A 22,849-nucleotide genomic window follows, 5' to 3' on the forward strand; every position below is an offset into this window, starting at 1 on the left:
TTATTATGATTATTTAATACCATAACGTAAAAGGCATAAAAAACGAGCAGTTTAATTTATAAATAAAAAGCTCGGCATAATTATGCCGAGCTTTTTTGGTTGGGATTTTACTGAATTAACTATTGATCGTTGCTGGTTGGCCATCGACGATAGGGTCTTTACCGCGCCATTTGCGGACCAGACGTTTTGTATCCTCAAGCGCAACATACTGACACGGTATAAGAATAAGCGTAATTACTGTGGCAAACAGCACACCAAAGGCGAGTGATACTGCCATAGGTATTACAATTTTTGCTTGTAAACTGGTTTCCATAATAATCGGCATTACGCCAATAAAAGTAGTGACTGAGGTTAGTAATATGGCTCTAAAGCGACGCGCTCCGGCTTGCATTACCGCTTCTTTTATTGCCACACCTTCTGCACGGGCTTTGTTTACAAAATCCACCATAACAAGTGAATCATTAACCACTATACCGGCTACAGCGATAATGCCGAACATTGATAGCCCGCTCATGGTCATACCTAAAGCCATATGACCGAACATAGCACCCACAACACCAAATGGGATCACCGACATAATAATCAGTGGCTGAGAATATGAGCGAAGCGGGATGGCCAGTAGCGCAAAAATAATCATTAATGAGATTGCAAAATCACGTAGTTGTTCATTCGCACTTTCCATCTCTTCTTGAATACGCCCAGCCACATTACTTTTTACACCAGGGTAGTTTTTAAGAAGTGCAGGTAAGTAAACATCACGAATTTCTTGTGCAATAGCAAATGGCTCTACTTCGTCGCTATTGACCGCAGCCCATACATTAACAGTACGATTTGAGTTTTCACGTCTGATACTGCTTACGCCGTCAACTAGCTTGACTATAGCTATTTCACTCAAAGAAACTTCAGCGCCCGCAGGGGTGATAATACGCGTATCTTGAATGTTGCTAATAGAGTTGCGCTCGCTTTGCGGGTAGCGAATCATTACTTTGATTTCTTCACCTTCACGTAAAATACGCTGTGCTTCAAGGCCGTAATAACTAAAACTAACTTGAGAGGCCACATCAGCTAGGGTTAAGCCCATACTGTAAGCAAGTGGTTTTAAATCAAGTTGTACTTCGTCGGTGGCACTTTGCAGTGAGTCATTTACATCCCCCACGCCTTCCATACTTTGTAACTTTGCTTTTAGTTTGCTAGATACTTCTTTTAACTCGTCGGCATTTTTTCCTTCGAGCCTAAAGCTAACATCGCCATCATCACGACCACCACCAAAAATACTATCTTGAATGGTGAGTGTTTTAAGCCCCGGTAGCGGTGGCATTTTTTCACGCCACATAGTGCTTAGCTCAAAGGTATCGATTGGGCGTAAGTGAGGCTCTACTAAAATAGCCATAATACTCGCATTAGTACGACCACGCAGACTAACAGACAAGTCACGGATCATAGATTGGCCATACTGCTGCTCTAGTTCTTTGTCGACGCTCAGTAATACATTTTCTATTTTACGCGCTGTTTCAAGCGTGGCTTGCTCAGAAGAGGCAAGGTTCATTTCTAGTGATATACGCGGAAAATCATGCGGAATTTTAGGGTTTGGTACAAATTTAACCATTCCACCGGCAAAGAGTCCTGCACTGACAATTAAAATACATAAAAAGCCAATAATCACGGTATAGCGATAATGGATACAACGACCGATAAATGGAGTGTAATAATGTTCAACAAAATGCTTTAAGCCACTATCAACTGCATTACGTAATTTATGTAATGGGTTTTTAGGATTAGGCTTACGCGGGTTCATTGCTGCGATGTGTGCAGGTAAAATTAGTTTTGATTCAATCAGTGAAAAAATTAAGCATAAAATAATTACTACACCAATTGCTTTCGAAAACGCAGCGCTCGGCCCTGAAGCCATTGCTTGAGGTAAAAATGCAGCAATAGTGGTTAGTACACCAAAGGTTGCTGGCATGGCTACACGTTTTACACCACGAATAACGTTGTTAAGTGAGTGCCCATGTTTTTCAATTTCAGCACTGGCCGACTCACCTACAACAATGGCATCATCAACCACAATCCCCAAAACAATAATAAAGGCAAACAAAGACACCATATTAATAGTAATGTCTAAAAAGCCGATAGGCATAAATAAGAATGCCCCTAAGAAAGACACTGGTAGGCCCATCATTACCCAAAACGCTAATCTAAGAGGTAAAAACAGCGCTAATACCAGCATAACTAAAATACCGCCCCACACCATGTTATCGACCATCATGTCGAGGCGACCTTCAAGGTAGTATGTTAAATCAACGATGGGTGATAACTTAACGCCTGCAGGAAGTTGATCGGCTTTGTCAGCTAGGTACTTTTTAAGGACTTTAGCAACAACGGTAATGTCTTGATCTTTTGAGGCATCAACTTCAAACGTTAATGAATTTTTACCATTGTATTTAGAGTAAAGTAGGCCCTCTTCAAAGCCATCATTAATAGTGGCTACATCGCCTAATTTAATTTGAGCACCGTCTGGTAATGTAATTAGCGGTAACTTTTCAAATTCACCGCCACGATAGGCTTGCTTTTCGACACGCATCGAAATGTAGCCAGTATCAGAGCGAATTTGCCCCGCCGACATATTAGTAGAAAAGCTTTGTACCGCATTAGATACATCTCTAAACGTGAGTCCGTATTCGCGAAGTTTATCAGGGCTAATTTCAATGCCAATTTCGTAGTCTAAGCCACTGTAAAAATCAACAAGGTTTACGTGAGGAAGGTTTTGTAATTCATCCTTAATATCATTGCCAAGCTCTTTTAATTGGTAATAACTCATATCACCATAAAGCGCGAGTATCATTACTTCCTGTTGAAACTTGTCACGCTGAACAACAGGGCGCTCCATACCTGCAGGAAACGTATTAATTGAATCTACTTGCGCTTTTATTTCATCAAGCGCTTCTTTGGCGTCATATTTTTCTTCAATCTCAACCCAGGCTTGTGCATAGCCTCGGTTAGAATAAGTGATTAAACGCTTTATACCCTCAGTACCTTCGAGGTTTTCTTCAATTTTTATAGTAATGCCTTCTTCCACCTCTTGTGGAGCAGCACCAGGGTAAATAGCTTGTATACTTACCCAGTTACTCTCAAATTGAGGGAATGCTTGCTTACGAATTGTCAGCGCGGTTAATAACCCACCAATCAAGATAAAAATCATGATTAGGTTAGCTGCAACGGGGTTACGCGCAAACCACGCAATTAACCCTTTTTCATCAGTTGTGGTCATTGCTTACTCTCCTTTTAATGCAAGTTGAGTAACGTCTGGTTTGGTTACAGTGTCTTCAATTTTTACTGCCATTCCTTCGCTAGGGTATTCAAGAGCAGAAGTTATCAGTTGTTCTCCCTCTGCTAAGCCTTGATTAGCGATGACCATGCCATCTTGTTCGCGAATAATATTGAGTGTTTTAAATGACAAAGTTAAATCATCGTTTAACACTGCAATTTTATTATTTTTAACCAGATGATGAGGAACAACAATAGCGCCATTAACGGCGCGGCCTTCAATTGTAGCGTTAATGTATGAGCCAAAACGAAGTGGCTGAACCCCATCATATGGAGTTTGAAGTTGGGCAACCAAATAGCTCATTCGACTTTTTTGATCAATCACACCTTCGCTACGTACCACTTTAGCCTGCCATGTGGTTTCTTTACCTGCATATTGCGCATTAAATTCAACTGTTGCACCTATGCCACCATTATTGAGGTATTGCAGCTCTTTATCGGCAACAGGTAAACGCACTTCGGCGACCTCAGTCGAACTAAGTGAACCAAAGCTATTACCAGGATTAACTACCGAACCTAAACTAATGCTGCGCTCGTTTATAATCGCATCGTAGGGGGCTTTAATATATGTGCGTTCTAAATTACGTTTAGCACGTTTTACACTTGCTTGTGCTGAGCGATATCGCGCCATTTTTTCAGCTAATTGCGGTTTACGTAAATACAGTGCAGAGGCGGTGATATCACTTGAGTCTGCTTTAATGCGTTCCCATTCGGCTTTAGCAACATGCGCTTGTGCGCGTTCAATTTCGAGTGCTGAGCTTGCTTGGGCAAGGCCAGCTTCTGCTTCAATTAAATCAGCTTCGTAATCATTTGGATCAATTCGTGCTAAAATGTCGCCTTGCTTTACAAAGGCACCTTCAACAAATTGTCCTGCAACTGAAATAACTTGGCCACTCACCTGAGCAATCAATTCAGTGCGGTCTTTTGGTTGTACAATACCGTACGACTTTACATCGAGGGTAATTGCATCAAGGTGAACTGGTTGTGCTGCAACCAAAGGACGCATGTCTTGGGGGGGCTTTTCTTCAGGTGGCTTTTTCATTGCAGAAAAGCCTGCTGCGAGGCCAATGCCACCAACAAGGACCGCGATCGGAAGTATTATTTGTTTTTTAGTCGCCACAGGGCATTCCTTCATAAATTGTGCTGATGGACTAATGATACGCAATAAAGTGTTTACAGTGTATTTGAAGATGTAACAAGTCATTGCACAAGGCGGTTACAAATAGAACGAAATACGCTATTTATGTACAAAGCAGCAACAAAAAAATTGAAATTTATTACTGAGGTTAGAATGAAAACACAATCAATGGCGTGCCGTTTAGGCTGTGGAGCATGTTGTATTGCGCCGAGTATTAGCTCGCCAATTCCAGGTATGCCAAACGGTAAAAAGGCCGGAGAACGTTGTATTCAGCTGGATGAACGAAATTTATGCAAGCTATTTGGTGATGAGTCGCGCCCAAAAGTGTGTAGTGATTTTAGCGCCACGTTAGATGTATGCGGAACGACCAATGAACACGCATTAACGTTAATTACCGAATTAGAGCAATTAACCTAATTTATTGTATTAAATACACATATATTTACAATTAATACGCTTGAAAAGTGTAGACACTTACTTTTTGTTTCTAAAAGTGGTACTGAGAGAGTGCAATTACGTATCGACTTAGCATTGTCTCTAGTGTTTTCTCATTCAATTATCTTTGTTCATACCGTTTTTAATGATAAATGCACAAAGAGGGCGAAGAGGCCTGCGCTTTTAGGGCACGTAAAGTAGGGCGAATTGCGGTATGAAATTTCTAACTCAGCTTTTTACTGGCCTGTTTATTATTTCAACTCAAAAAATAAGCTCAGCGTGGGGTAAGCCCTCGCTGAGCTATAAGATTACCAGCTATACGTGGCACTTAGCGTATATTGCTCGCCGCGACCTGGCGTACCTGGAATTTCTTCAAACGACTCATCCCATAAGTTATCAGCTGCAAGACTAATAAAGAAGTTAGGCAGGGCTGGTGGAGTTATTTTTATCGTCAGCTGAGTAAATAACGCCTCGTCACCTGAACGGCGCAGCGCATTTTTATGTTGTTTACGCCACTCATTATCTACTCGAAACTCTAATATATCCGTTGGGTTCCAAATTGCACCGAGTGTTACACGATGATCAGGAAAATTTAAGGCATAAAAGCTAGCATCAATATTTTCAGCACCGTAGGTTTCTGTTTTATGTAAGTACGCATAGCTGGCAATAATTTCTGCGTTATCAAATTGTTTAGTAGCTAAAAATTCAAGGCCTGTGGTATCAATATCAACCGGCTGTGCAAATCGTGCTGAGCTTGAATCAAAGTTAAATGTCCAATCGGTTAGGTTATTATCTTTACGATAAAAAAGCGCTGAATTGAGTTGCCAGCTTTGTTGCTCAAGCAATAAGCCCAGCTCTAAGCTTTTGGTGGTTTCACGCTCAAGGCTAGCGTTACTTCTAAACAAACCCCCAGACTCACTACCACCAATGGCGGTGTAGCCTGCTACTTGGCTTGCCTCGGCATACGACAAATACAATGTTCGCTCAGTGCCATCGTTATTTTGGGTATTGAAACTAACATCACCAATCAATGATAGCTCAGAATCATCACGACTGGTGTTATCAAATGCAGCCCCTAAACGCACCGTTAGTTGCTGATCACTTGCAAGCGATGTTGTGTATTCTGGTAATACACTAAGCTTAAAGTAGTTACGTGAAGTAAAGTTATTTTCAAGGGTAGTGGAGTCAATACTGTCTTCTATATATTGCGCAGAGTAATTAACCGCAACTGACTTTGTTTGCGCATGACGACCTGAAACAGCCAATGATTTTACTTGTGTTTCATGAAATGCTTGGAACGCGCTTGGGTTTTCTCTTGAATAAACATAATGGTCGTTATGCTTGCGGTAATAAGCCGATACTTCAAATTCACTGTTGGTAGCATAGGCTTGTTTATGGTTGAGCATCCATAATTGAGTTTCTAAGTCTTCGGTTTCATTTACACCAAATGGGGTATAAAGGTTTGGCCAACCAAAAAACTTTTCTTGTAAGCCGTAAAATAAATCAGTTTGTGAATCGTTCCCAGTTAACTGCACTCTGCCAGAAGTACGGGTAAAGTCATGATCGCCAAAATCAATTGAACCATCACTTTGTGAGTGCGAATATTCACCTTCAAAACCAATATGCCAATTAGCGTTTGCTTTAAGTGGAGTAGTCACACCTGCATGAATTGTTTGTAGGTTGAAGTCATTTGAGCCAGCGCCCAAAGAGACACTGCCACCAGTTGTTATTGGTTTCCAAGCAAATGACACAGTACCTACTGAGCTATTCATGCCATTAAGTGCATTATCGGCTCCGGTTAATACGCTGGCACCCGTTAGCATTTGTGGTGCAATAGGAATTTCTGCAAAGTAGTGACCAGACTGCGGGTCGAGTAGAGTTGCACTGCCGATTCTAAAGCCGGTATTTTCAAAAATCCCCCCGCGTATCGTTACATCAGCTTGTGCTTCAGCCATATTGCGTGATTGCAAGTCAACACGCGGGTCGTACTCTAAATTTGAAATAGGTGAATCAAATGTACCAACAGGTAAGGTATTGGCAGTGGGTGACACTTCAATTGTTATTTGTTCTATGGTTGCTGTTTCTTTACTCTGCTCTGCATAAGCAACAGTTGAAATACTGGCTAGTACGGCCGGTATAATAAGGTGCGGGGCACGATTCATATCATTATTCTCATTTTATGCAATGGCGCTAACAATTAAATACCTATCACTTTTTATCACATGATAAGGTAAGCTCACTAAGCTAGGGTGATTTTGGGCGCTATTGTACATTAATGATAAAAAACTGCATTTGATAATCAAACCTAGCGTTACAAAATAGTAACTCTGCATCCTATAAATTATTTACATTGGTCACTTTATTATGCAAACACAACAATCGAGTCATTCATTAAATCAGCACACACTTTATTTTGCTGGTGGTTGCTTATGGGGCGTGCAAGAATTTATGAAGTATTTACCTGGAGTAGTGACTACTGAGGCGGGGCGTGCCAATGGCACTAGTAACACAACACAAGGTGAATACGATGGCTATGCCGAGTGCGTTAAAGTCATCTTTGATGCCCAAGAAGTGACCTTAAATGAATTAATCGGCTATTTTTTTGAGATTATTGACCCATACAGTATCAATAAACAAGGTAACGATGTAGGCGAAAAATACCGTACCGCCATTTTTAGCCAAGACAGCAATCATTTAAACATCGCCAGAGAGTATATTAGCCAGCGGGATGATGCCAAAAAAATAGCGGTACAAGTAGCGCCACTGACTAATTATGTCCCTAGCGATCCCGAGCATCAAGACCGCTTAACCAATCACCCTGATGATTATTGCCATATCCCAATTGATTTATTGCACAAGTATAAATCGTAAATTTGTTGATGAAATAACGGACGAATCGCGTAATTATTTTAAAAGCTCTCAAAAAACGAAAAAAGCTCACATACTGTGAGCTTTTTTAAATATTAATTAAAACTTACTGCTGCTTTTTCGGCGGGAAGTTGCTTAAAATATTGGCAACCGTTTCTTTAATGGTTGCTTCACGTTGTGATGGGGTTTGTTTTTTCTTTAAACGACCATCTTTAGCACCACGCCAAATTAATTGGTTTGACTCACGGTCAATAATATCAATCACCAGAGTACCTACTTCGTACTCACGCGCGCTTACATCGTGGTTAAAGCCTGTACCCCAGTAACCCCAACGTGCACCGTAGCCTACGTTAAAGCTGTCAACTTCAAGCTCTTTATCTACACTTGCATGGTAATTAACAAGTACATCAGCTTGCGCTACGTCAACCAATTGCATACCTAATTGCTGGCTTAGTTGGTTGTTTACCGCATTGCGAACGCGTTTTTCCATAAGGCCACTGATTTGGTAGTTATTCGTGTCTTTGGTTAGACTCGCGTTTTCTACCCAAGCAAACGTTTTGTAGTTACTAAAGTTTGCTGATTTATCGTAATCCCAATCGGGAGTTTGTGTACAGGCGGTTAGTAATGCCAGTGCTGCGACAATAAATATGTGTTTCATTACGTTTGCTCCAATAAAGTGCGTTTGTTTAAACTACCATGGGCGGGGGTAATTTAAAATCTTTAAAATAAGTGTAACTGACTAAGATGAATAGCCAATTAACTATTATTTATGTTCAACCTCAATCCAATCTTTTTCATCTACCCAGTTTTGTGCGCCGTCTTTTACTGAACGAATTGGCACAATATAATCACAACTTATTTGCGGTTTAACCGAGGCAAATATTGGCACAAAGCCAAAGCTCAGGGCAGTTTCTATAATTGCCTTTTGGTTTTGCGGATCGATATCAGCCGCTTCATCTATGTAAATAGGTATACGGTATAAGTTTTGTTCCTGATCGCTTAATAAGTAACGAATAAACAACATGCCACATAACAGCTTAATAGTAATACGCGTACCATTTGAACCAGCCGAATCTATTTTTTCAAAGTGCTCGGTTTCGCCCGCGCGGTTAACCACTTCAAAACGAATATCAAACAAATCGGTGAGGGTCAGACCTGCTTTGTCTGAGGCGAGTTTAATTAAATGATCTTTTGCCTCGTTTACCGCGCTCTCGCTGTAAGGTTCTTGGCTGAGTAAATCTAGGGTATCGCCTTGTTCAAATTGGTTAGAGGTACTGATAATAGTATCAATACTATCTACCAACATTTTGCGCGGGATAATATTAATTTTAAACGCTTGCAGGTTTGAGATGCGGTGCTGGCTAATGCCTTTATTAAAGCTATTCATTTCACGGCGTAAGCGGTCTAAATCTTCGCGCAGGCCTTTAATAGTAGCGGCAACTTCGGTAAGGGCAACGCGACCTTGGCGCTCAACCGCATCACGCTCGTTATCAATGTTATGAAACGCGCTAATAAGTTTTTGGTATTTACTAAACTCATCGTTTTCGTTATCAAACTTGGTGATACCGGCATTATAAATATGCATATAGGTATTACGTACATTTATATCGAAATTACGTAGCTCTTGGCAGTCCTTATTAAAGTGATGAATTAAATCGCTTAAATTATCAAAATCGATTTTTATATCAATCATGTAAGGCGTTACTTTACCACTGTATAAATCTAATGTGTGGTCAATACGCTCGGTTTTAACTTGGCGTAAGCGCTCTGTTTGACGATTAATTTGCGCCTGCTTAGATTTAATTAGTGAGCGTCTATCAGCAATTGAGCCACTGTTTTTTTGAATATCTTGTAGGTAATCGTCAACTTGTTCGCGCTCAGCTAAAAGCTGCTCTTTTAGCATTGCTTGGGCGTCAACCGACTGTTGCATCACTTCAAATTGCTCTAAGCGTTTAAGTGCGCTTTCTGCACTCATAAGCTCCTCGTATAGCGCGTCTTTTTCTTTTTGTTTATCAGCAACATTGGCGGCCACTTCGCGCTGTTGTTTAAACTCTTTTAATGATTGCTCAAGCGCGGTTAACTGAGCGCTCAGTTGCTCTTTATTTTCGCCGCTTTGCATTTGTACTGGTGAGAGCTTTTTAAGTTTAATACTGGCACCGGGTAGGGTGAGTATACCGCCTTTAACATTTTCGCTCAGCTGTGCTAAAAATTCACCAAAGGCGTCTTCGTCATCAATGGTTATATCGCCATTACTGGTGGTGGCAAAGGAGAGAATATCGGGGTTTAATAGCCGCGATATTTCCTCAACTTCTTTCAGTGATAAGTCTTCACGCATGCGGGTGAATAAATTAAATTCTAAGTTTTTAAGTTGTAACTTTAAGCTCTTAATTTGTTTTTGTGTTTCACCAATACGGAAATCAAGGGTGTGCAGGCTTTGCCCTTGAGCACTCGTAATAGAGTGTGACAACGACTCGTAGTCATTTTTTAACTGCCTTAGGTTACTTTTGAGAGTGGCTTTATTAACCAGCTCAAATTCACTTTTAAGAGCGTTGAAATCTAAAAACCATTGTTCAATTTGAGTTTGCTTGCGCTCTATATCGCGCGATTGTTGCACGTATAGGCTTTGTTTTTGTTCAAAATCGTGTTTTTCATGCTCAATGTCTTCAAGGGCGATGTTGAGCTCGCTTAGTTGCTCTTCCTGGTACGTATCAAAATCAATCAGTGCTTGGTCAATTTTTGGCGCATAAGCGGCCAGTTTACCTTTAAGCACGGTTTGGTTTTCAAGCATAGATTCAAGAGCGGCTATGGGCTCTTGCATTGATTCTAGCGCTTTTAATTCGCGTTTTGCGCGGTTTACTTTATCGAATGAACGGCGCCATACTTCGTAAAAGTCGACCTTAGAATTTGACATATGGCGCTCAAACACACGCAACATAAAGCGCTTAACGTCGTTTGCGCCTAATTTATGTAAATTAAGAATACGACGAAATATTTCTTTGTATATTGCAGAGTCTTGAACGTTGTTGAGGGGGATCATTTTTAAGTTGATCTCACCGTCAAATTGCGTTGCTCCGCCTGTCAGTAGGGCGTTTAATTCTTGTGCCTTAAGCTCTATTGGGTTGTAACCTTGCTGCTTTAAGTGGTTAAACAGCTTGGTAAACTTAATAATGGTATTGCCTTGGGTGTACTGGGCTAAATCAAGCTTACCTTGATAGCAAAAGTATTGGTGCGCATAACCGGCAATTTTACCTAAGCCTGCTACACCAATGACAACTGAGCCATGGGGTAAATCGGCTTGCAGTAAAATGTACGATTGATCTGATGAAAAATAAAACTTACGGGTTTCATCTAAATCGTGGCCATCCCACTCGGTAAGGCGTAAATCGTTAATTAGCGGAAATTGCAGTGCATTAATTACTGAGCTTTTACCTGTGTTGTTAGGTGCACAAATCGAGCTACTTTTATCCAGTGGGATCACACATTTGGCATAGCCTGCGGTATTGAGTAGGGCGAGTTTACTCAGTCCGTATAAATTTTTCATTGCTCGTCCTCACTAATAAAGGTCTCTTCGTTTACTTCCATTAAGGCATCAATATAGCGATGAATAGGGGCTTGCAACATAAAGCCACCTTCTACCTCGCGGGCAAGACCTAAACGTACCATGCGTAAATACACATCTTTTCGTAAGTCAGATCCCGAAAATATCTCAAGCTGATCGAACAAATGTTTATTAAGCTGTACCAAGGTTTGCATTAGCTCTAAATCGTTTGGCTCGTCAAACAATGCGCGCATTGGGTCTTTACCTGTGTTGGCAAAATGCTCTATTAAAATATAAATAGTGAGCGCTACAGCGCGGGAAATTTTACCCATGTTTGGGGTGCTTTCATCGCTGGCAAAATAATAAAAACCACGGCTATCGTGTTTTAACTCGTGGCCTAATGCTGTAAATAAGGCAGTATAAGCGTCTATTTGTTGGTCAAGCTCTTGCCACATAACGGTGTCTTGTTCGCAAATGTGGTAACCGGCGACTAATTTTTTATTGATGGCTTGTAAGTGAGAAAGCTCATCTAAGTTTATATGGGTCATGGTGATTACTCGTGCTCGGCTTTATCAGCCTGAGGCTCTGAATTAAAGGGATACAAATTAAAGTGCTGGCCTGCAATGTTAACGCGGGCTTTTTTATCGCTTTGGCTAATTTCTAGGGTGTTATCGCTTACCAACTTTTGATACAAAAACAGCATTTCATCGGCTTCAAGCTCAGGGTAGCTTTCGTCTAAAAATTGCAGCAGAGGCTGTGGTTTTTTACGCTGCTTTTTAAAGCGTTTGGTAAACTGCGCTTTTACATCGTGGTAGTCAGGAATGTTTGGCGTGACAAACGCGGGCACATCATTTTGTTCTGGTAGCTGATATTCATGGTGTTCAAACTCGGCTAGGCTTGCCATATAGGCAACAATATGACGCTGTTGGCCCAATGAATACTTTTGCGCATCGCTTACAAAATGGGGTTGCACGGCGCTGAGCATATTATCCACCCCGTTTTTACGAATTAGCCCTAATACTTTTGCCGCTTGGCGGGTAATAAGGTTATTACGGCGCAATTCTTCACGCAGTGGCATTAGCATATCGGCACTTTTACGTAAGCTTGTCCGACCAACTAGGTGCATTTCGAGAATACGGGTACGCAATTGCTCAAGCATACGTTTATCGTTGTACGCCTTGCCTGAGCGTTCAATATGCTCTATTTGGGTGCTAATTTGTTGCTCAATTAGAGTAAAACAGGCATGAAAGTCGCCTCTAATATCGACCATTTCCAGCATGGGTTCTATGTATTCATCAAACGCTTCTATCACGGCTTTATAGCGCTTTTGCAGCGATTGCACCGCGTTATTAGATTTAGCCTGCTCAACAATATTTAAAATGGCGTTTTCGTTGTGTAAAAACAGTTTAATTATTTTACGAACCCGATCATCCATAATGCGGCTAAAGCGGCGTAAATCATCAAAATCTTCCATTTCACCGGCATTAGATAGCCGATTACCTAAGCGAGCTAAATCATCAACCAATACGCTAATTTCTTGTGCTAAGCCTAAATGCTCTTCTTGCAGTAAAAAGGTAGCAAAGTCAGCAATAGCACGGTTAATTTCTAGTTGTGACGATTTAGCCAAGGGAATAATAATTTCTTGATTTAATAACCGATTGGTTTCTTTATAAATGCGCTCATTATTCCACGTCGGTTGCTTTTGCTTAATGGCATTTTGAAGATCTTTAATACTAAAGTCGGCCATTTTAAAGCGTTTAAATAATAGCTCTAATACACCCCAGTGCTCAGTGAGGGTATTAAGTAGCTTTTTAGCTGGGATCATAAGGCGTTACAACATCCTAGTATCGTTATTTTATATTTCTTGAACTTATATGGTATTCGTTTTTGCGACGATTTAATAATAGTTTTTACACCCACATAGTGATAGTATCCGCGCCGAATATAGGCACATAGAATATGTGGGTATATTTTTTACATGGTTTCAATTTTTACTTAACCCCGAAGGTTGTTTAATATCATGGTTTCCTCGATTATCCTGACGCTGATAGCGATTGCATTCTTGCTTATCGTTATTGAGGATGTGATTCACGTAAACAAAGCCAAAACGACATTATTTTTTGGTACACTTTGTTGGATTATCTCCTTTATATTTCCTCTTAATGGGCAAAGCCCCGAAACGATTCAAACCCTCCTTGACCACAATATTTTAGAAATTGCTTCCTTATGGCTGTTTTTAATGGCCGCAATGACCTTTGTCGCCTATTTAAACTCCAAAGGACTTATCGAAAATGTTGTGAACCGGATTATGCCAACCAGCATTAGTGAGCGAAAGCTGATGTTTTTGGTGGGGAGTTTTGCGTTTCTATTTTCATCTATTTCCGACAACGTTACAGCCACATTGATTTCCTTGGCAGTGATTATGTCATTAAAGCTTGAAGCCAAAAAACTAGTTAAGTACGCCACCTTAATTGTATTTGCAGTGAACTCCGGCGGTGTTTCACTTATAACGGGTGATGTAACCACGTTAATGATTTTCCTTGATGGTAAAGTCACCATTAGTCACTTATTACTGTTAATTGTGCCAGCGTTATTAAGCGTATTATTACTGGCTACCTTGTTATCAATTGGTATGAACAAGCAGTTAGAGTTTAAAAAGACTAAATTCAAACGCATCGAAAAAACCGACATTACTATTGCTGTTATTTTCTTCACTACGGTTATTTCTACCCTCACTTTAAGTGTTTTATATAGTGTGCCGCCATTACTTACTTTTTTACTCGGCCTGTCTATTATGTTTTTAGTCGCGCAATTTTTAATGCGTAAAAAAGACATCAATAAAGATATGATCGATTTCATACGTGACATAGAGTACGACACCTTATTGTTTTTCGTGGGTGTGTTACTACTTGTTGGTGCATTAAAAGAAGTTGGGGTACTGAGCCAATTTACTAATTTGTATACAGTAATGGCGCCAGAGTACGCAAACTACTTAATGGGTATTTTATCGGCCGGTGTTGATAACGTGCCACTAACGGCTGCGCTACTAAAAGCCGACATTGTAATGAGTCAACAGCATTGGTTGTCGTTTACGTATGCAACCGGTGTGGGTGGTTCAATGCTGATCATTGGTTCGGCGGCTGGTATTATTGCTATGAGTAAGGTTAAAGAACTTACTTTTGCAAGTTACCTTCGTTTGTCGTTGTATTTGTTAGTGTGTTACACCTTTGGTTATGCTGGCTCTTACTTTATGGGTAGTTTTATTTGATTTTATAATAAAACGACTTGACAGCTAGACGTCTAAACGATAACTTTCAAAGCCGCACTCTTAGTGCGGTTTTGTTTTATTAGCCACTGGTTAATAATACATTCAGAAGAGGTGCGATACTTAGGTACTTAATGCGAGGCAACGACAGCCTACGACCATTAAGGAGGGAAGTACTCGCCGAGGAAAACAATGGGTCGTTACTATTGTTTTTCGGTTTATGGGGCTGAATCCTCAAAACTGTCACCAATTTAGGTGGAGAGCTTCTGGCAGTAGATTTTTCTTATCTTTATTTCCTGCCAAGTTCTTCTTGTTTTATTGCGGTTTGGATGCCGCGAAAGGAGACGAAATGACTACCCAATCAGTGCCACAAGGTTTACAGAGCACAAAATCAGATTACATTGTTGCCAAATTTGGTGGCACCAGCGTGGCTAATTTTGAGGCCATGAGCCGTTGTAGCGAAATCATTGTAAACGATAGCAGCGTTCGAATTGTTGCAGTGAGCGCCAGTGCCGGTGTAACTAATCACTTGGTGGCACTTTGCAAAGCCGATATTGATGCCGCAGAGCGTCAACAGCATATTGATGGTGTACTTGCGATTCAGCAGGCAATTTTAACTGATCTGACCCTAGATAATGATTTAGCGCTTGGTTTTAATAACACCCTTGATGAGTTTCAAACTCTGGCACATCAAATACTAACAACAGAGCAGCAACACGATGAGCTACTTAGCTTTGGCGAGCGTTTATCGTCGTATTTATTTACTCAAGTATTACGCTTAAAAGGCTTAAATTCGCAGCGTTTTGATGTTCGCCAAGTGCTTAAAACCGATAGCCAATTTGGTAAAGCCACGCCTAATGTAGCCGCTACAGCGCTTGCAGCTAAAGAGCATTTAATTCCTTTACTAGAGAACAACGTTATTGTTACTCAGGGTTTTATTGGCAGTGATCAAAACAATGTAACCACCACATTGGGTCGCGGTGGCTCTGATTACAGTGCCGCCTTGTTAGCTGAAGCAATCAACGCTAAAAGTGTGCATATTTGGACTGACGTAGTGGGGATTTTTAGCACCGATCCGCGTTTGTGTGCTAAAGCGACACCTATTGCGCGTTTAAGCTTTGATGAAGCGGCAGAAATGGCCACTTTTGGCGCTAAAGTGCTGCATCCGGCTACAATTTTGCCAGCCAGTCGTAGCCATATAAATGTGTTTGTTGGCTCAAGCACAGAGCCAGAGCGTGGGGGCACTTGGATTGAGCGAGAAAAATCGCAGCTACCTGGTATTCGTGCGGTTACGCAACGTAAAAACCAAATACTACTGACCTTAAAAAGCCCTGAAATGCTATTAGCGAGTGGTTTTTTAGCGCGCATTTTTACTATTTTAAGTGAATGTAATATTTCGGTAGATTTGGTTACCACCTCTGAAATTAGTGTAGCAATTACCCTTGATAATGCGCCTAATGCATCACGCCCAGAGCTAGATCAAGAGTGCTTAGATAAACTGGCTGAGTTTTGCCATGTATCGGTTGAGAACAATCTAACCCTAGTAGCACTTATTGGGTCTGAAATTGTATTGCGTCAACACGAAATGAATTTAATGCAGGTGTTGAGCGAATTTAACATTCGTCTTATTTGCCATGGTGCGAGTAAACATAACCTGTGCTTTTTAGTTGAGCAAAGTGAGTCTGATGCTGTGGTTCAAGCTATTCATAGCCGACTACTTGAAGGCGAGCTGGCTGCTTAACGCTTTCAATGAGATAAATGAGCACCGCCAGTCGGTGCTTTTTTTTGCCACAACACTTATATCAAACTGCTCGTTAACATCGTTTGTTAATGCGGTGCTAGTTGCACTTAATTGCTTGTTGCCAAGCTCACAAAATACATTGGGGCTTAATAGCTGGGCAATAGGGCGGCTGGTTGCTTTTGCTAATGCTTCTTTTAACGTCCAAAGTCTAAAAAATGTCGCCGCTTTAGAAGCTGTGCACGGTTGCTTAGTTATAAGTGCCACTTCTGCAGCATCATAAAAGTGCTTTGCGAGTTTTTCAAATGGCCGTTTTAAACTGATTTTTTCTATATCAAAACCAAATAGCGAATTATTGATATTTAGCGCCACGCCTACCAAACCATGAGAGTGTGACACACAGCAACTACACACAAGGTTATTATTTATATTTAGCTCAAGCTTACTGGTTTGTTGATTAAATTCAGAGCTGATGTTGCTCAGCGATATATCACTGCTGCTAGGGAATACGCTTTTGACTAAATATTTTAGCAATAGTCGCGTTGCTACATACTCTTTTTTTGCTTGGGGTGTTTTACGACGCGCGATGACACTTAATTCAAACGGGCTTAAAAACTGCGTGAGTGTTAGCTCATCAACCTGCAATTGGCTGGCATCAAATAATAAAATGGTGTGGTTATTATTCTCAGCAAGCGGGGTGTGTAATAACTGATTGTCGAAGTAAGCTGAACTCATTATTGCTCGTTAAAAGTGAATACCGATTACATAGTTATCGTTATAAGCTGGATAGTTTGTGAGCGGTTGTTTGCTGTTATGCGCGCTAAGTACATTTTTATTACTCAGTCGCCCTTAAATATGGTTTAATTCACATTCGATAAAATAATAACAGATTTGTAGGTGTATGACACAAGTGCGTGATGGTTTTCAAAGTCGACTTGGTTTTGTATTGGCAGCAGCCGGTGCTGCGGTAGGTTTAGGCAATATATGGGGTTTTCCTACACAGGCTGCTAACCATGGTGGCGGCGCATTTTTATTGGTGTATTTTATTGTTATTTTTTTGCTAGCGCTTCCCGCGTTATACACCGAGTTGTATTTAGGCTACAAAGCCCAAGCTAATCCGGTTAAAGCCCTAGGCCAAGCATGGCAAGACCATGCGCCTAAAGTTGGCGCTGCTGCAGGTTATATAGGCTTAGCAGGCGCAATCGTCATGTTAAGCTTTTATTCAATAGTGGCAGGTTGGATGCTTTCTTACGCCATAGAGCCTATAACCACCTTTTTAGGCTTGCAGAGCTTGAGTGAGTTTTTACATAGCGACTCTATGCTACGTAATTTTATATTTACGCCGCTGATGCTTATTTTAACCGCCAGCATTATTTTAAAAGGGGTTAAATCAGGAATTGAAACCTGGTCACGCCGTTTAATGCCATTATTACTTGTTTTATTGGTTGGTCTAATTGCTTACATTGCCACCTTAGATGGCGCAAGCGAAGGGTTTGCTGCCTATTTAGTGCCTGATTTTAGCAAAATACTCGACCCTGATTTAATTATTGCCGCAATGGGGCAAGCGTTTTTCTCATTATCACTGGGTGTGGGCTGTATGATGATTTATGGCTCTTATTTAAAGCCCGGTGCTAACTTACCAAAATTGACTGCAAGTGTTGCTTTACTCGACACCAGCGTGGCATTTTTAGCTGGACTATTAATTATACCGGCTATTTATGTGGCTCAGTTCAATGGCGTTGAAGTATTTAGCAACGGTAAACTAATCGGTGAAGGACAGCTTATTTTTGCCATATTACCTGAGTTATTTGGCACCATGGGCGAAATTGGTTTATTAGTTGGCTTACTATTTTTTGTGTTGATGTCGATTGCTTCAGTTACATCAACCATTTCATCGACTGAAATTCCGGTGGCATTCTTAGTAGAAAACCACAGTGTTGATAGAACCAAAGCCACATGGGCCGTTAGTGCCATTGTACTTATTTGTGCCAGTACTATTATTGTTAATTTTGATTGGCTATTTGGTTTGGTTATTATGGTCTTTACCCAATACCAACTACCGCTGATGGGACTATTTTACTTTGTTACAGTAGGCTGGTTATGGCAGCGTGGTAATAAGCTTCATCAAGCAAGTTCTGGTGCACATTATTGGTTTGCTCAGTACATTCGTTTTGTCTGCCCAGTGCTAATGACCTTAGTATTTGCAAACGTTGCGTTTGGCTAGAATACAGCAATAACTCATGTGTTATAGATAACAAAAAAGCGAACACTATATTTTGTTCGCTTTTTTGCTTTTTGGTTAGCAGCGCTATAGCACCTCGTTTGTTAAGCTCTTTCCTTGAGTAACCTCAAATGCATTTTGTAAGGTGATATTGGCAATTTCTGTAAGCGCTTCTTGAGTAAAAAAGCCTTGATGGCCGGTGATCAATACATTTTTAAAGCTTACCAAGCGAGAGAAAATATCGTCTTGGTTTATATCGTCACTGTGGTTTTTAAAAAACAGCTCTGATTCTTGCTCGTACACATCAAGCCCTAAATAACCTAGTTTTTGTGATTTAAGCGCTTTAATACACGCTTTACTATTAACCAAGGCACCTCGCGAAGTGTTTATTAGCATAACCCCTGTTTTCATGGCGGCAAATGCGTCATCGTCTATTAAATGATGAGTGTGCTCGTTTAGCGGGCAATGCAAAGAAATGATATCGCTTTGTGTAAGCAGGGTGTTTAAATCGGTAATAGTGTAATTACCAGCTTGTGCATTAGGGTCGCATACTAAAATGTGAGCGCCAAAACCGGTTAATATATTACACAATGCTTGGCCAATTTTACCGCAGCCAATAATACCCACCGTTTTATTATGCAAGTTAAAGCCAAGTAAGCCGTTTAAGTCAAAATTGTCTTCACGTACGCGGTTATAAGCTTTATGGGTTTTACGGCTAAGCGTAAGCATAAGTGCAATACAATGCTCTGCGACTGCCTCAGGGCTGTAAGCCGGAACGCGCAGAACACGCATACCATGCTGTTTAGCAGCGGCTAAATCTACATTATTAAAACCCGCACAGCGCAGTAAAATGGTGTTAACCCCAAATATAGCCAGTTGATCAATAACCGCTTTATCTACCGAATCGTTTACAAATACGCATACCGCATCAAATTCTTTAGCTAAAACCGCAGTGTGCGTCGATAAACTTTGCTCAAAATAGGTAATAGCGATGTTAGAAAAGCCAGTTAAGCTTTGTTCGAAAAAAGGGCGCTCGTATTTTTGAGCACTAAAAAAAGCAATCTTCATTTATTACTATCCAACTAACCTAGTTACATCAACCATAAACCATTTTTATTATAGATGCCTAACCAAAACGAGTATTTGCTGTTTTTATAACCGGTGTTGACCCTAAACTGCTTGTTATTACGCTGTGTAATGACTCTGGCTTAGTACGCGGCGCATAGCGCGCAATTAGTTGTCCTTGAGCATTAACTAAAAACTTAGTGAAGTTCCACTTTATTGCACGGTTTTGTGCAATTCCACGCGTATGTGATTTTAAATAACTAAACAGGGGATGCGTATCGGGGCCATTCACCATGACCTTATCAAAGACTTCAAAATTAATTGCAAAGTGTTTTTGATAGTAGTCATTTATTGCCATACCCTCTAATGGTTCGTTTTTATCAAACTGATTACATGGAAAAGCCAGAATAGTAAACCCATCGCTTTTGTATTGTTGGTATAGCTTTTCAAGCGCACATAATTGCGCCGAAAAATGACATTTGCTTGCTGTATTTACAATAAGAACCGTTTTTCCTTTTAACTGGCTCAAAGGAAAATCACTGTTATTACAAAGTGGTGCGTTAAATTGATAAATGCTATCCATAGATTACCTACCTAATTTCCTTATGCGGGAAATTTTAAAAGACTTTCATTCGCTTTTTTAGCGGCCGATTGACATAATCGAGCTTATGTTTCTAAGTTATCAGTTAAATAGGTCATTTTTATGTCAGTTAAAATTGCATTTATAGGTTTAGGCGTAATGGGTTACCCAATGGCAGGGCATCTAGCAAAAGCGGGGCACAGCGTATGTGTTTATAACCGCACAGCAGCTAAAGCACAAAAATGGGTTGAAGATTTTAACGGCAGCTTTGCACCTACTCCGCGTGAGGCAGCAAGCGGTGCCGATATGGTATTTATGTGTGTAGGTAATGACGACGATTTACGTTCAGTAGTATACGGCAATGACGGTGTGCTAGCAGGCATGCACGAAAACACAATTTTAATCGATCACACAACTACTTCTGCTGAGGTAGCGCGTGAAGTTGCGGCAAAAGCGGCTTTACAGCATATCGACTTTATTGATGCGCCAGTATCGGGCGGCCAAGCTGGTGCTGAAAATGGGGTGTTAACCGTAATGGCGGGTGGTAACGAAGCGGTATTTGCTAAAGCACAACCTATCATGGCGGCATTTAGCCGTTTTAGTCAGCTTTTAGGCGAAGCGGGCTCAGGGCAATTATGTAAAATGGTTAACCAAATTTGTATTGCAGGTGTAGTGCAAGGATTAGCTGAGGGCTTACATTTTGCTAAACAAGCAGGGCTTGATGGCGAAAAAGTAATAGAAACCATTTCTAAAGGCGCTGCTGGTTCGTGGCAAATGGAAAACCGTTACAAAACAATGTGGGCAGGTGAGTACGAATTTGGTTTTGCTGTAGATTGGATGCGCAAAGATTTAGGCATTGCCCTTGATGAAGCTAAAAATAACGGTGCAACTCTGCCAATGACCGCCACGGTTGATCAATATTACGCTGATGTACAAGCTCTTGGCGGCGGACGATACGATACTTCAAGCTTATTAGCACGTATCGAAGCACTGCATAAAAAGTAATGTAATTGGTAAAAGTAAATTATTCACAAAGAGAATAAGAGACGCTGCGCTTTAGAGGAAGAGGTAAACATAAACAGTAAATGTTGGTTTTATGTGTTTCTCATTTATTCTTCATTCACTTCTTTTGGTGGGATTTACTTTCGTTTACCTAGCTAAATACAAAAAACGCGACGCTTTAATTATAAAGGGTCGCGTTTTTCATGCGTTATATAAACTACAGTAAATTACATGCTTTGCGCGTAGTTATATAAGGCTTTTAAAATTGTAAGATTTTTTTCGCTGTCATCATGTTCATGCGCTAAGTTTTCAAGGGTGATCATAAAATCTTGTGCGCTGATTGAAGGCTGATCTTCGCCATGCATTAACTTGCTTTGGCAATATTGACGCCATTGATCAAGCTCTTGCTGGTTTAGCGTTTGTGGCCAGTTACGGGCGCGGTATCTAAACAACAAAGTATTAAATTTAGGATCTTCAAATTCAAGCTTTAAACTTGCCAAGTCTTCAGGCTTTGCATCACGAATAATCGCAAATTTGGCTTTATCAGCATGGCTAGTAAAGCCATCATATAATAAATAATCTACATTTGTGGTCGCGCTGTAATCGCCTTGCTCATTAAATACCTCAGTGACTTTATCACGTAGCTCGGTATTGGCTTTTAAAATGGCTAAATTAGCCAAGCATTGTTCACGGTCAATACCCAAGCGAGCAGCGTTTTCAGGCAGTAGCGTTTTAGCTGGCGCTAAAATAGGGCACTTATTTAAATGCACTAATTTTAAACCTACCGGTAAATCACCCTCCGCTAAATCTATACGTTTGGTGTATAAACGCTTGCGTAGCTCTTCCACATTTAAATCAAGTAACACCTGTGGGTTTTGGGTTAAATCAAAACAAATAACTGCGTTTTTATTTACCGGGTGAAAACTCATTGGTGCTACCCATGTGGTACAGCCTTGGGTAGCTGGAATGCGTGACGAGGTATGCACTAATGGGGTCATATTAAATACATCAACCATTTCAGCGAGTGCTTTTTTACCGCGAAGACTAAAAAAGAACTGATACAGTTTAGGTTGCTTCTCTTTAATTAGTTTTGCCAAGGCAATGGTGGCCGTTACATCACTTAATGCGTCGTGCGCAGCGGCATGTTCAATACCATTAGCGACAGTTAAATGCTCAAGCTTAAAACTAGGGCTACCATCTTCTTTTAACGGCCATTCAATACCCTCAGGGCGCAGTGCATAGCAGGCACGCACTAAATCTATAATATCCCAACGACTGTTATTGTTTTTATATTCACGCTCGTACGGGTCGTAAAAGTTACGATAAAAGCTATATCGGCTTACTTCATCATCAAAGCGAATACTGTTATAACCAGCCACACAGGTATTGGGTACGCTAAATTCTGCATGAATTTTAGCAATAAATTCAGCCTCAACTAAGCCTTTTTGCATCGCCACTTGTGGGGTAATACCGGTAATTAAACACGCTTCAGGATGGGGTAAATAATCAGCCTGTGGCTTACAGTACTCAATAAGCGGCTCGCCAATAATATTTAAATCAAGATCGGTGCGCACACCTGCAAATTGGCTCGGCTTATCTTTTTGCGGGCTCGCCCCCCAGGTCTCGTAGTCGTGCCAATAGATTGTTGCTTGATTTTGCTCTTGATAAGCCATTT

The 22,849-nt window shown here is 40.7% G+C and carries 17 protein-coding genes and 1 riboswitch; of the genes, 6 read left to right on the plus strand and 11 right to left on the minus strand.

Translation table 11 applies throughout. The features are described from left to right. Positions 1–115 precede the first annotated feature (115 nt). Positions 116–3,268: an efflux RND transporter permease subunit gene (locus BW139_RS02550; protein WP_076918555.1), complete on the minus strand. Its 3,153-nt coding sequence runs from the start codon at positions 3,266–3,268 to the stop codon at positions 116–118. A 3-nt stretch (positions 3,269–3,271) separates the two neighbouring features. Continuing rightward, positions 3,272–4,444 carry an efflux RND transporter periplasmic adaptor subunit gene (locus BW139_RS02555; RefSeq protein WP_076918556.1) on the minus strand — a complete coding sequence of 391 codons (1,173 nt, stop codon included), beginning with the start codon at positions 4,442–4,444 and terminating at the stop codon, positions 3,272–3,274. 171 nt (positions 4,445–4,615) lie between these two features. On the opposite strand from BW139_RS02555, the gene BW139_RS02560 reads away from it, so the two are divergent. Beyond that, positions 4,616–4,879 (plus strand): YkgJ family cysteine cluster protein, encoded by a 264-nt coding sequence (locus BW139_RS02560; RefSeq protein ID WP_008109286.1) that lies wholly within the window; start codon positions 4,616–4,618, stop codon positions 4,877–4,879. A 326-nt stretch (positions 4,880–5,205) separates the two neighbouring features. Here the strand turns inward: BW139_RS02560 and BW139_RS02565 are convergent, their stop codons facing one another. After that, complete coding sequence (locus BW139_RS02565; RefSeq protein WP_076918557.1) at positions 5,206–7,059, minus strand: TonB-dependent siderophore receptor; 1,854 nt, start codon at positions 7,057–7,059, stop codon at positions 5,206–5,208. A gap of 202 nt (positions 7,060–7,261) precedes the next feature. On the opposite strand from BW139_RS02565, the gene BW139_RS02570 reads away from it, so the two are divergent. Next, positions 7,262–7,768: a peptide-methionine (S)-S-oxide reductase gene (locus tag BW139_RS02570; protein WP_076918558.1), complete on the plus strand. Its 507-nt coding sequence runs from the start codon at positions 7,262–7,264 to the stop codon at positions 7,766–7,768. Between the two features lie 103 nt (positions 7,769–7,871). Here BW139_RS02570 and BW139_RS02575 read toward each other — a convergent pair whose 3' ends face one another. The 4 genes from BW139_RS02575 to BW139_RS02590 form a co-directional block, all read right to left on the minus strand. Further along, positions 7,872–8,423, minus strand: a complete 552-nt coding sequence (locus BW139_RS02575) for a DUF4136 domain-containing protein (RefSeq protein WP_076918559.1) — start codon at positions 8,421–8,423, stop codon at positions 7,872–7,874. A gap of 105 nt (positions 8,424–8,528) precedes the next feature. Then, positions 8,529–11,306, minus strand: coding sequence for an ATPase (locus BW139_RS02580; RefSeq protein WP_076918560.1), 2,778 nt, complete (start codon positions 11,304–11,306; stop codon positions 8,529–8,531). Continuing rightward, complete coding sequence (locus BW139_RS02585; RefSeq protein ID WP_010388659.1) at positions 11,303–11,851, minus strand: condensin complex protein MksE; 549 nt, start codon at positions 11,849–11,851, stop codon at positions 11,303–11,305. Before BW139_RS02585 ends, BW139_RS02580 begins: the two co-directional genes overlap by 4 nt. Positions 11,852–11,856: 5 nt before the next feature. Then, positions 11,857–13,128 (minus strand): hypothetical protein, encoded by a 1,272-nt coding sequence (locus BW139_RS02590; RefSeq protein WP_008109272.1) that lies wholly within the window; start codon positions 13,126–13,128, stop codon positions 11,857–11,859. A 195-nt stretch (positions 13,129–13,323) separates the two neighbouring features. Here BW139_RS02590 and nhaD point away from each other — a divergent pair, with 195 nt between their 5' ends. Both nhaD and lysC read left to right on the plus strand, forming a co-directional pair. After that, complete coding sequence (nhaD, locus tag BW139_RS02595) at positions 13,324–14,571, plus strand: sodium:proton antiporter NhaD (protein WP_008109270.1); 1,248 nt, start codon at positions 13,324–13,326, stop codon at positions 14,569–14,571. Between the two features lie 98 nt (positions 14,572–14,669). Beyond that, positions 14,670–14,842, plus strand: a riboswitch (Lysine riboswitch). A gap of 75 nt (positions 14,843–14,917) precedes the next feature. Further along, positions 14,918–16,309, plus strand: coding sequence for a lysine-sensitive aspartokinase 3 (lysC, locus tag BW139_RS02600; protein WP_175611391.1), 1,392 nt, complete (start codon positions 14,918–14,920; stop codon positions 16,307–16,309). Here the strand turns inward: lysC and BW139_RS02605 are convergent. Then, on the minus strand, positions 16,283–17,041 hold the full coding sequence (locus BW139_RS02605) for a 4'-phosphopantetheinyl transferase superfamily protein (protein ID WP_076918562.1): 759 nt from the start codon (positions 17,039–17,041) through the stop codon (positions 16,283–16,285). The two genes, lysC and BW139_RS02605, sit on opposite strands and share 27 nt — an antisense overlap. Before the next feature lie 166 nt (positions 17,042–17,207). Here BW139_RS02605 and BW139_RS02610 point away from each other — a divergent pair, with 166 nt between their 5' ends. Beyond that, positions 17,208–18,530 carry a sodium-dependent transporter gene (locus tag BW139_RS02610; RefSeq protein ID WP_008109265.1) on the plus strand — a complete coding sequence of 441 codons (1,323 nt, stop codon included), beginning with the start codon at positions 17,208–17,210 and terminating at the stop codon, positions 18,528–18,530. Between the two features lie 84 nt (positions 18,531–18,614). On the opposite strand, the gene BW139_RS02615 is transcribed toward BW139_RS02610, so the two are convergent. Then, positions 18,615–19,595 carry a 2-hydroxyacid dehydrogenase gene (locus BW139_RS02615; protein ID WP_008109263.1) on the minus strand — a complete coding sequence of 327 codons (981 nt, stop codon included), beginning with the start codon at positions 19,593–19,595 and terminating at the stop codon, positions 18,615–18,617. A 58-nt stretch (positions 19,596–19,653) separates the two neighbouring features. Then, positions 19,654–20,175 carry a glutathione peroxidase gene (locus BW139_RS02620; protein ID WP_076918563.1) on the minus strand — a complete coding sequence of 174 codons (522 nt, stop codon included), beginning with the start codon at positions 20,173–20,175 and terminating at the stop codon, positions 19,654–19,656. Between the two features lie 120 nt (positions 20,176–20,295). Between BW139_RS02620 and BW139_RS02625 the strand changes: the two genes are divergently transcribed. After that, the gene (locus BW139_RS02625) at positions 20,296–21,177 is read left to right on the plus strand and encodes an NAD(P)-dependent oxidoreductase (RefSeq protein ID WP_010388669.1); all 882 of its coding nucleotides are present in this window, start codon (positions 20,296–20,298) and stop codon (positions 21,175–21,177) included. Positions 21,178–21,401: 224 nt separating this feature from the next. Here the strand turns inward: BW139_RS02625 and sbcB are convergent, their stop codons facing one another. Beyond that, positions 21,402–22,847, minus strand: a complete 1,446-nt coding sequence (sbcB, locus tag BW139_RS02630; RefSeq protein ID WP_076918564.1) for an exodeoxyribonuclease I — start codon at positions 22,845–22,847, stop codon at positions 21,402–21,404. Positions 22,848–22,849 lie beyond the last annotated feature (2 nt).

Origin of the sequence: Pseudoalteromonas sp. SK18 (assembly GCF_001974855.1) — a bacterium.
Classification (GTDB): domain Bacteria; phylum Pseudomonadota; class Gammaproteobacteria; order Enterobacterales; family Alteromonadaceae; genus Pseudoalteromonas.

What these genes read in the sequence shown, in the direction of transcription:
- BW139_RS02550 (WP_076918555.1), bottom strand. Translation starts at nt 3,268, where the DNA reads ATGACCACAACTGATGAAAAAGGGTTAATTGCGTGGTTTGCGCGTAAC.
- BW139_RS02560 (WP_008109286.1), top strand. Translation starts at nt 4,616, where the DNA reads ATGAAAACACAATCAATGGCGTGCCGTTTAGGCTGTGGAGCATGTTGT.
- BW139_RS02565 (WP_076918557.1), bottom strand. Translation starts at nt 7,059, where the DNA reads ATGAATCGTGCCCCGCACCTTATTATACCGGCCGTACTAGCCAGTATT.
- BW139_RS02570 (WP_076918558.1), top strand. Translation starts at nt 7,262, where the DNA reads ATGCAAACACAACAATCGAGTCATTCATTAAATCAGCACACACTTTAT.
- BW139_RS02575 (WP_076918559.1), bottom strand. Translation starts at nt 8,423, where the DNA reads ATGAAACACATATTTATTGTCGCAGCACTGGCATTACTAACCGCCTGT.
- BW139_RS02580 (WP_076918560.1), bottom strand. Translation starts at nt 11,306, where the DNA reads ATGAAAAATTTATACGGACTGAGTAAACTCGCCCTACTCAATACCGCA.
- BW139_RS02585 (WP_010388659.1), bottom strand. Translation starts at nt 11,851, where the DNA reads ATGACCCATATAAACTTAGATGAGCTTTCTCACTTACAAGCCATCAAT.
- BW139_RS02590 (WP_008109272.1), bottom strand. Translation starts at nt 13,128, where the DNA reads ATGATCCCAGCTAAAAAGCTACTTAATACCCTCACTGAGCACTGGGGT.
- nhaD (WP_008109270.1), top strand. Translation starts at nt 13,324, where the DNA reads ATGGTTTCCTCGATTATCCTGACGCTGATAGCGATTGCATTCTTGCTT.
- lysC (WP_175611391.1), top strand. Translation starts at nt 14,918, where the DNA reads ATGACTACCCAATCAGTGCCACAAGGTTTACAGAGCACAAAATCAGAT.
- BW139_RS02605 (WP_076918562.1), bottom strand. Translation starts at nt 17,041, where the DNA reads ATGAGTTCAGCTTACTTCGACAATCAGTTATTACACACCCCGCTTGCT.
- BW139_RS02610 (WP_008109265.1), top strand. Translation starts at nt 17,208, where the DNA reads ATGACACAAGTGCGTGATGGTTTTCAAAGTCGACTTGGTTTTGTATTG.
- BW139_RS02615 (WP_008109263.1), bottom strand. Translation starts at nt 19,595, where the DNA reads ATGAAGATTGCTTTTTTTAGTGCTCAAAAATACGAGCGCCCTTTTTTC.
- BW139_RS02620 (WP_076918563.1), bottom strand. Translation starts at nt 20,175, where the DNA reads ATGGATAGCATTTATCAATTTAACGCACCACTTTGTAATAACAGTGAT.
- BW139_RS02625 (WP_010388669.1), top strand. Translation starts at nt 20,296, where the DNA reads ATGTCAGTTAAAATTGCATTTATAGGTTTAGGCGTAATGGGTTACCCA.
- sbcB (WP_076918564.1), bottom strand. Translation starts at nt 22,847, where the DNA reads ATGGCTTATCAAGAGCAAAATCAAGCAACAATCTATTGGCACGACTAC.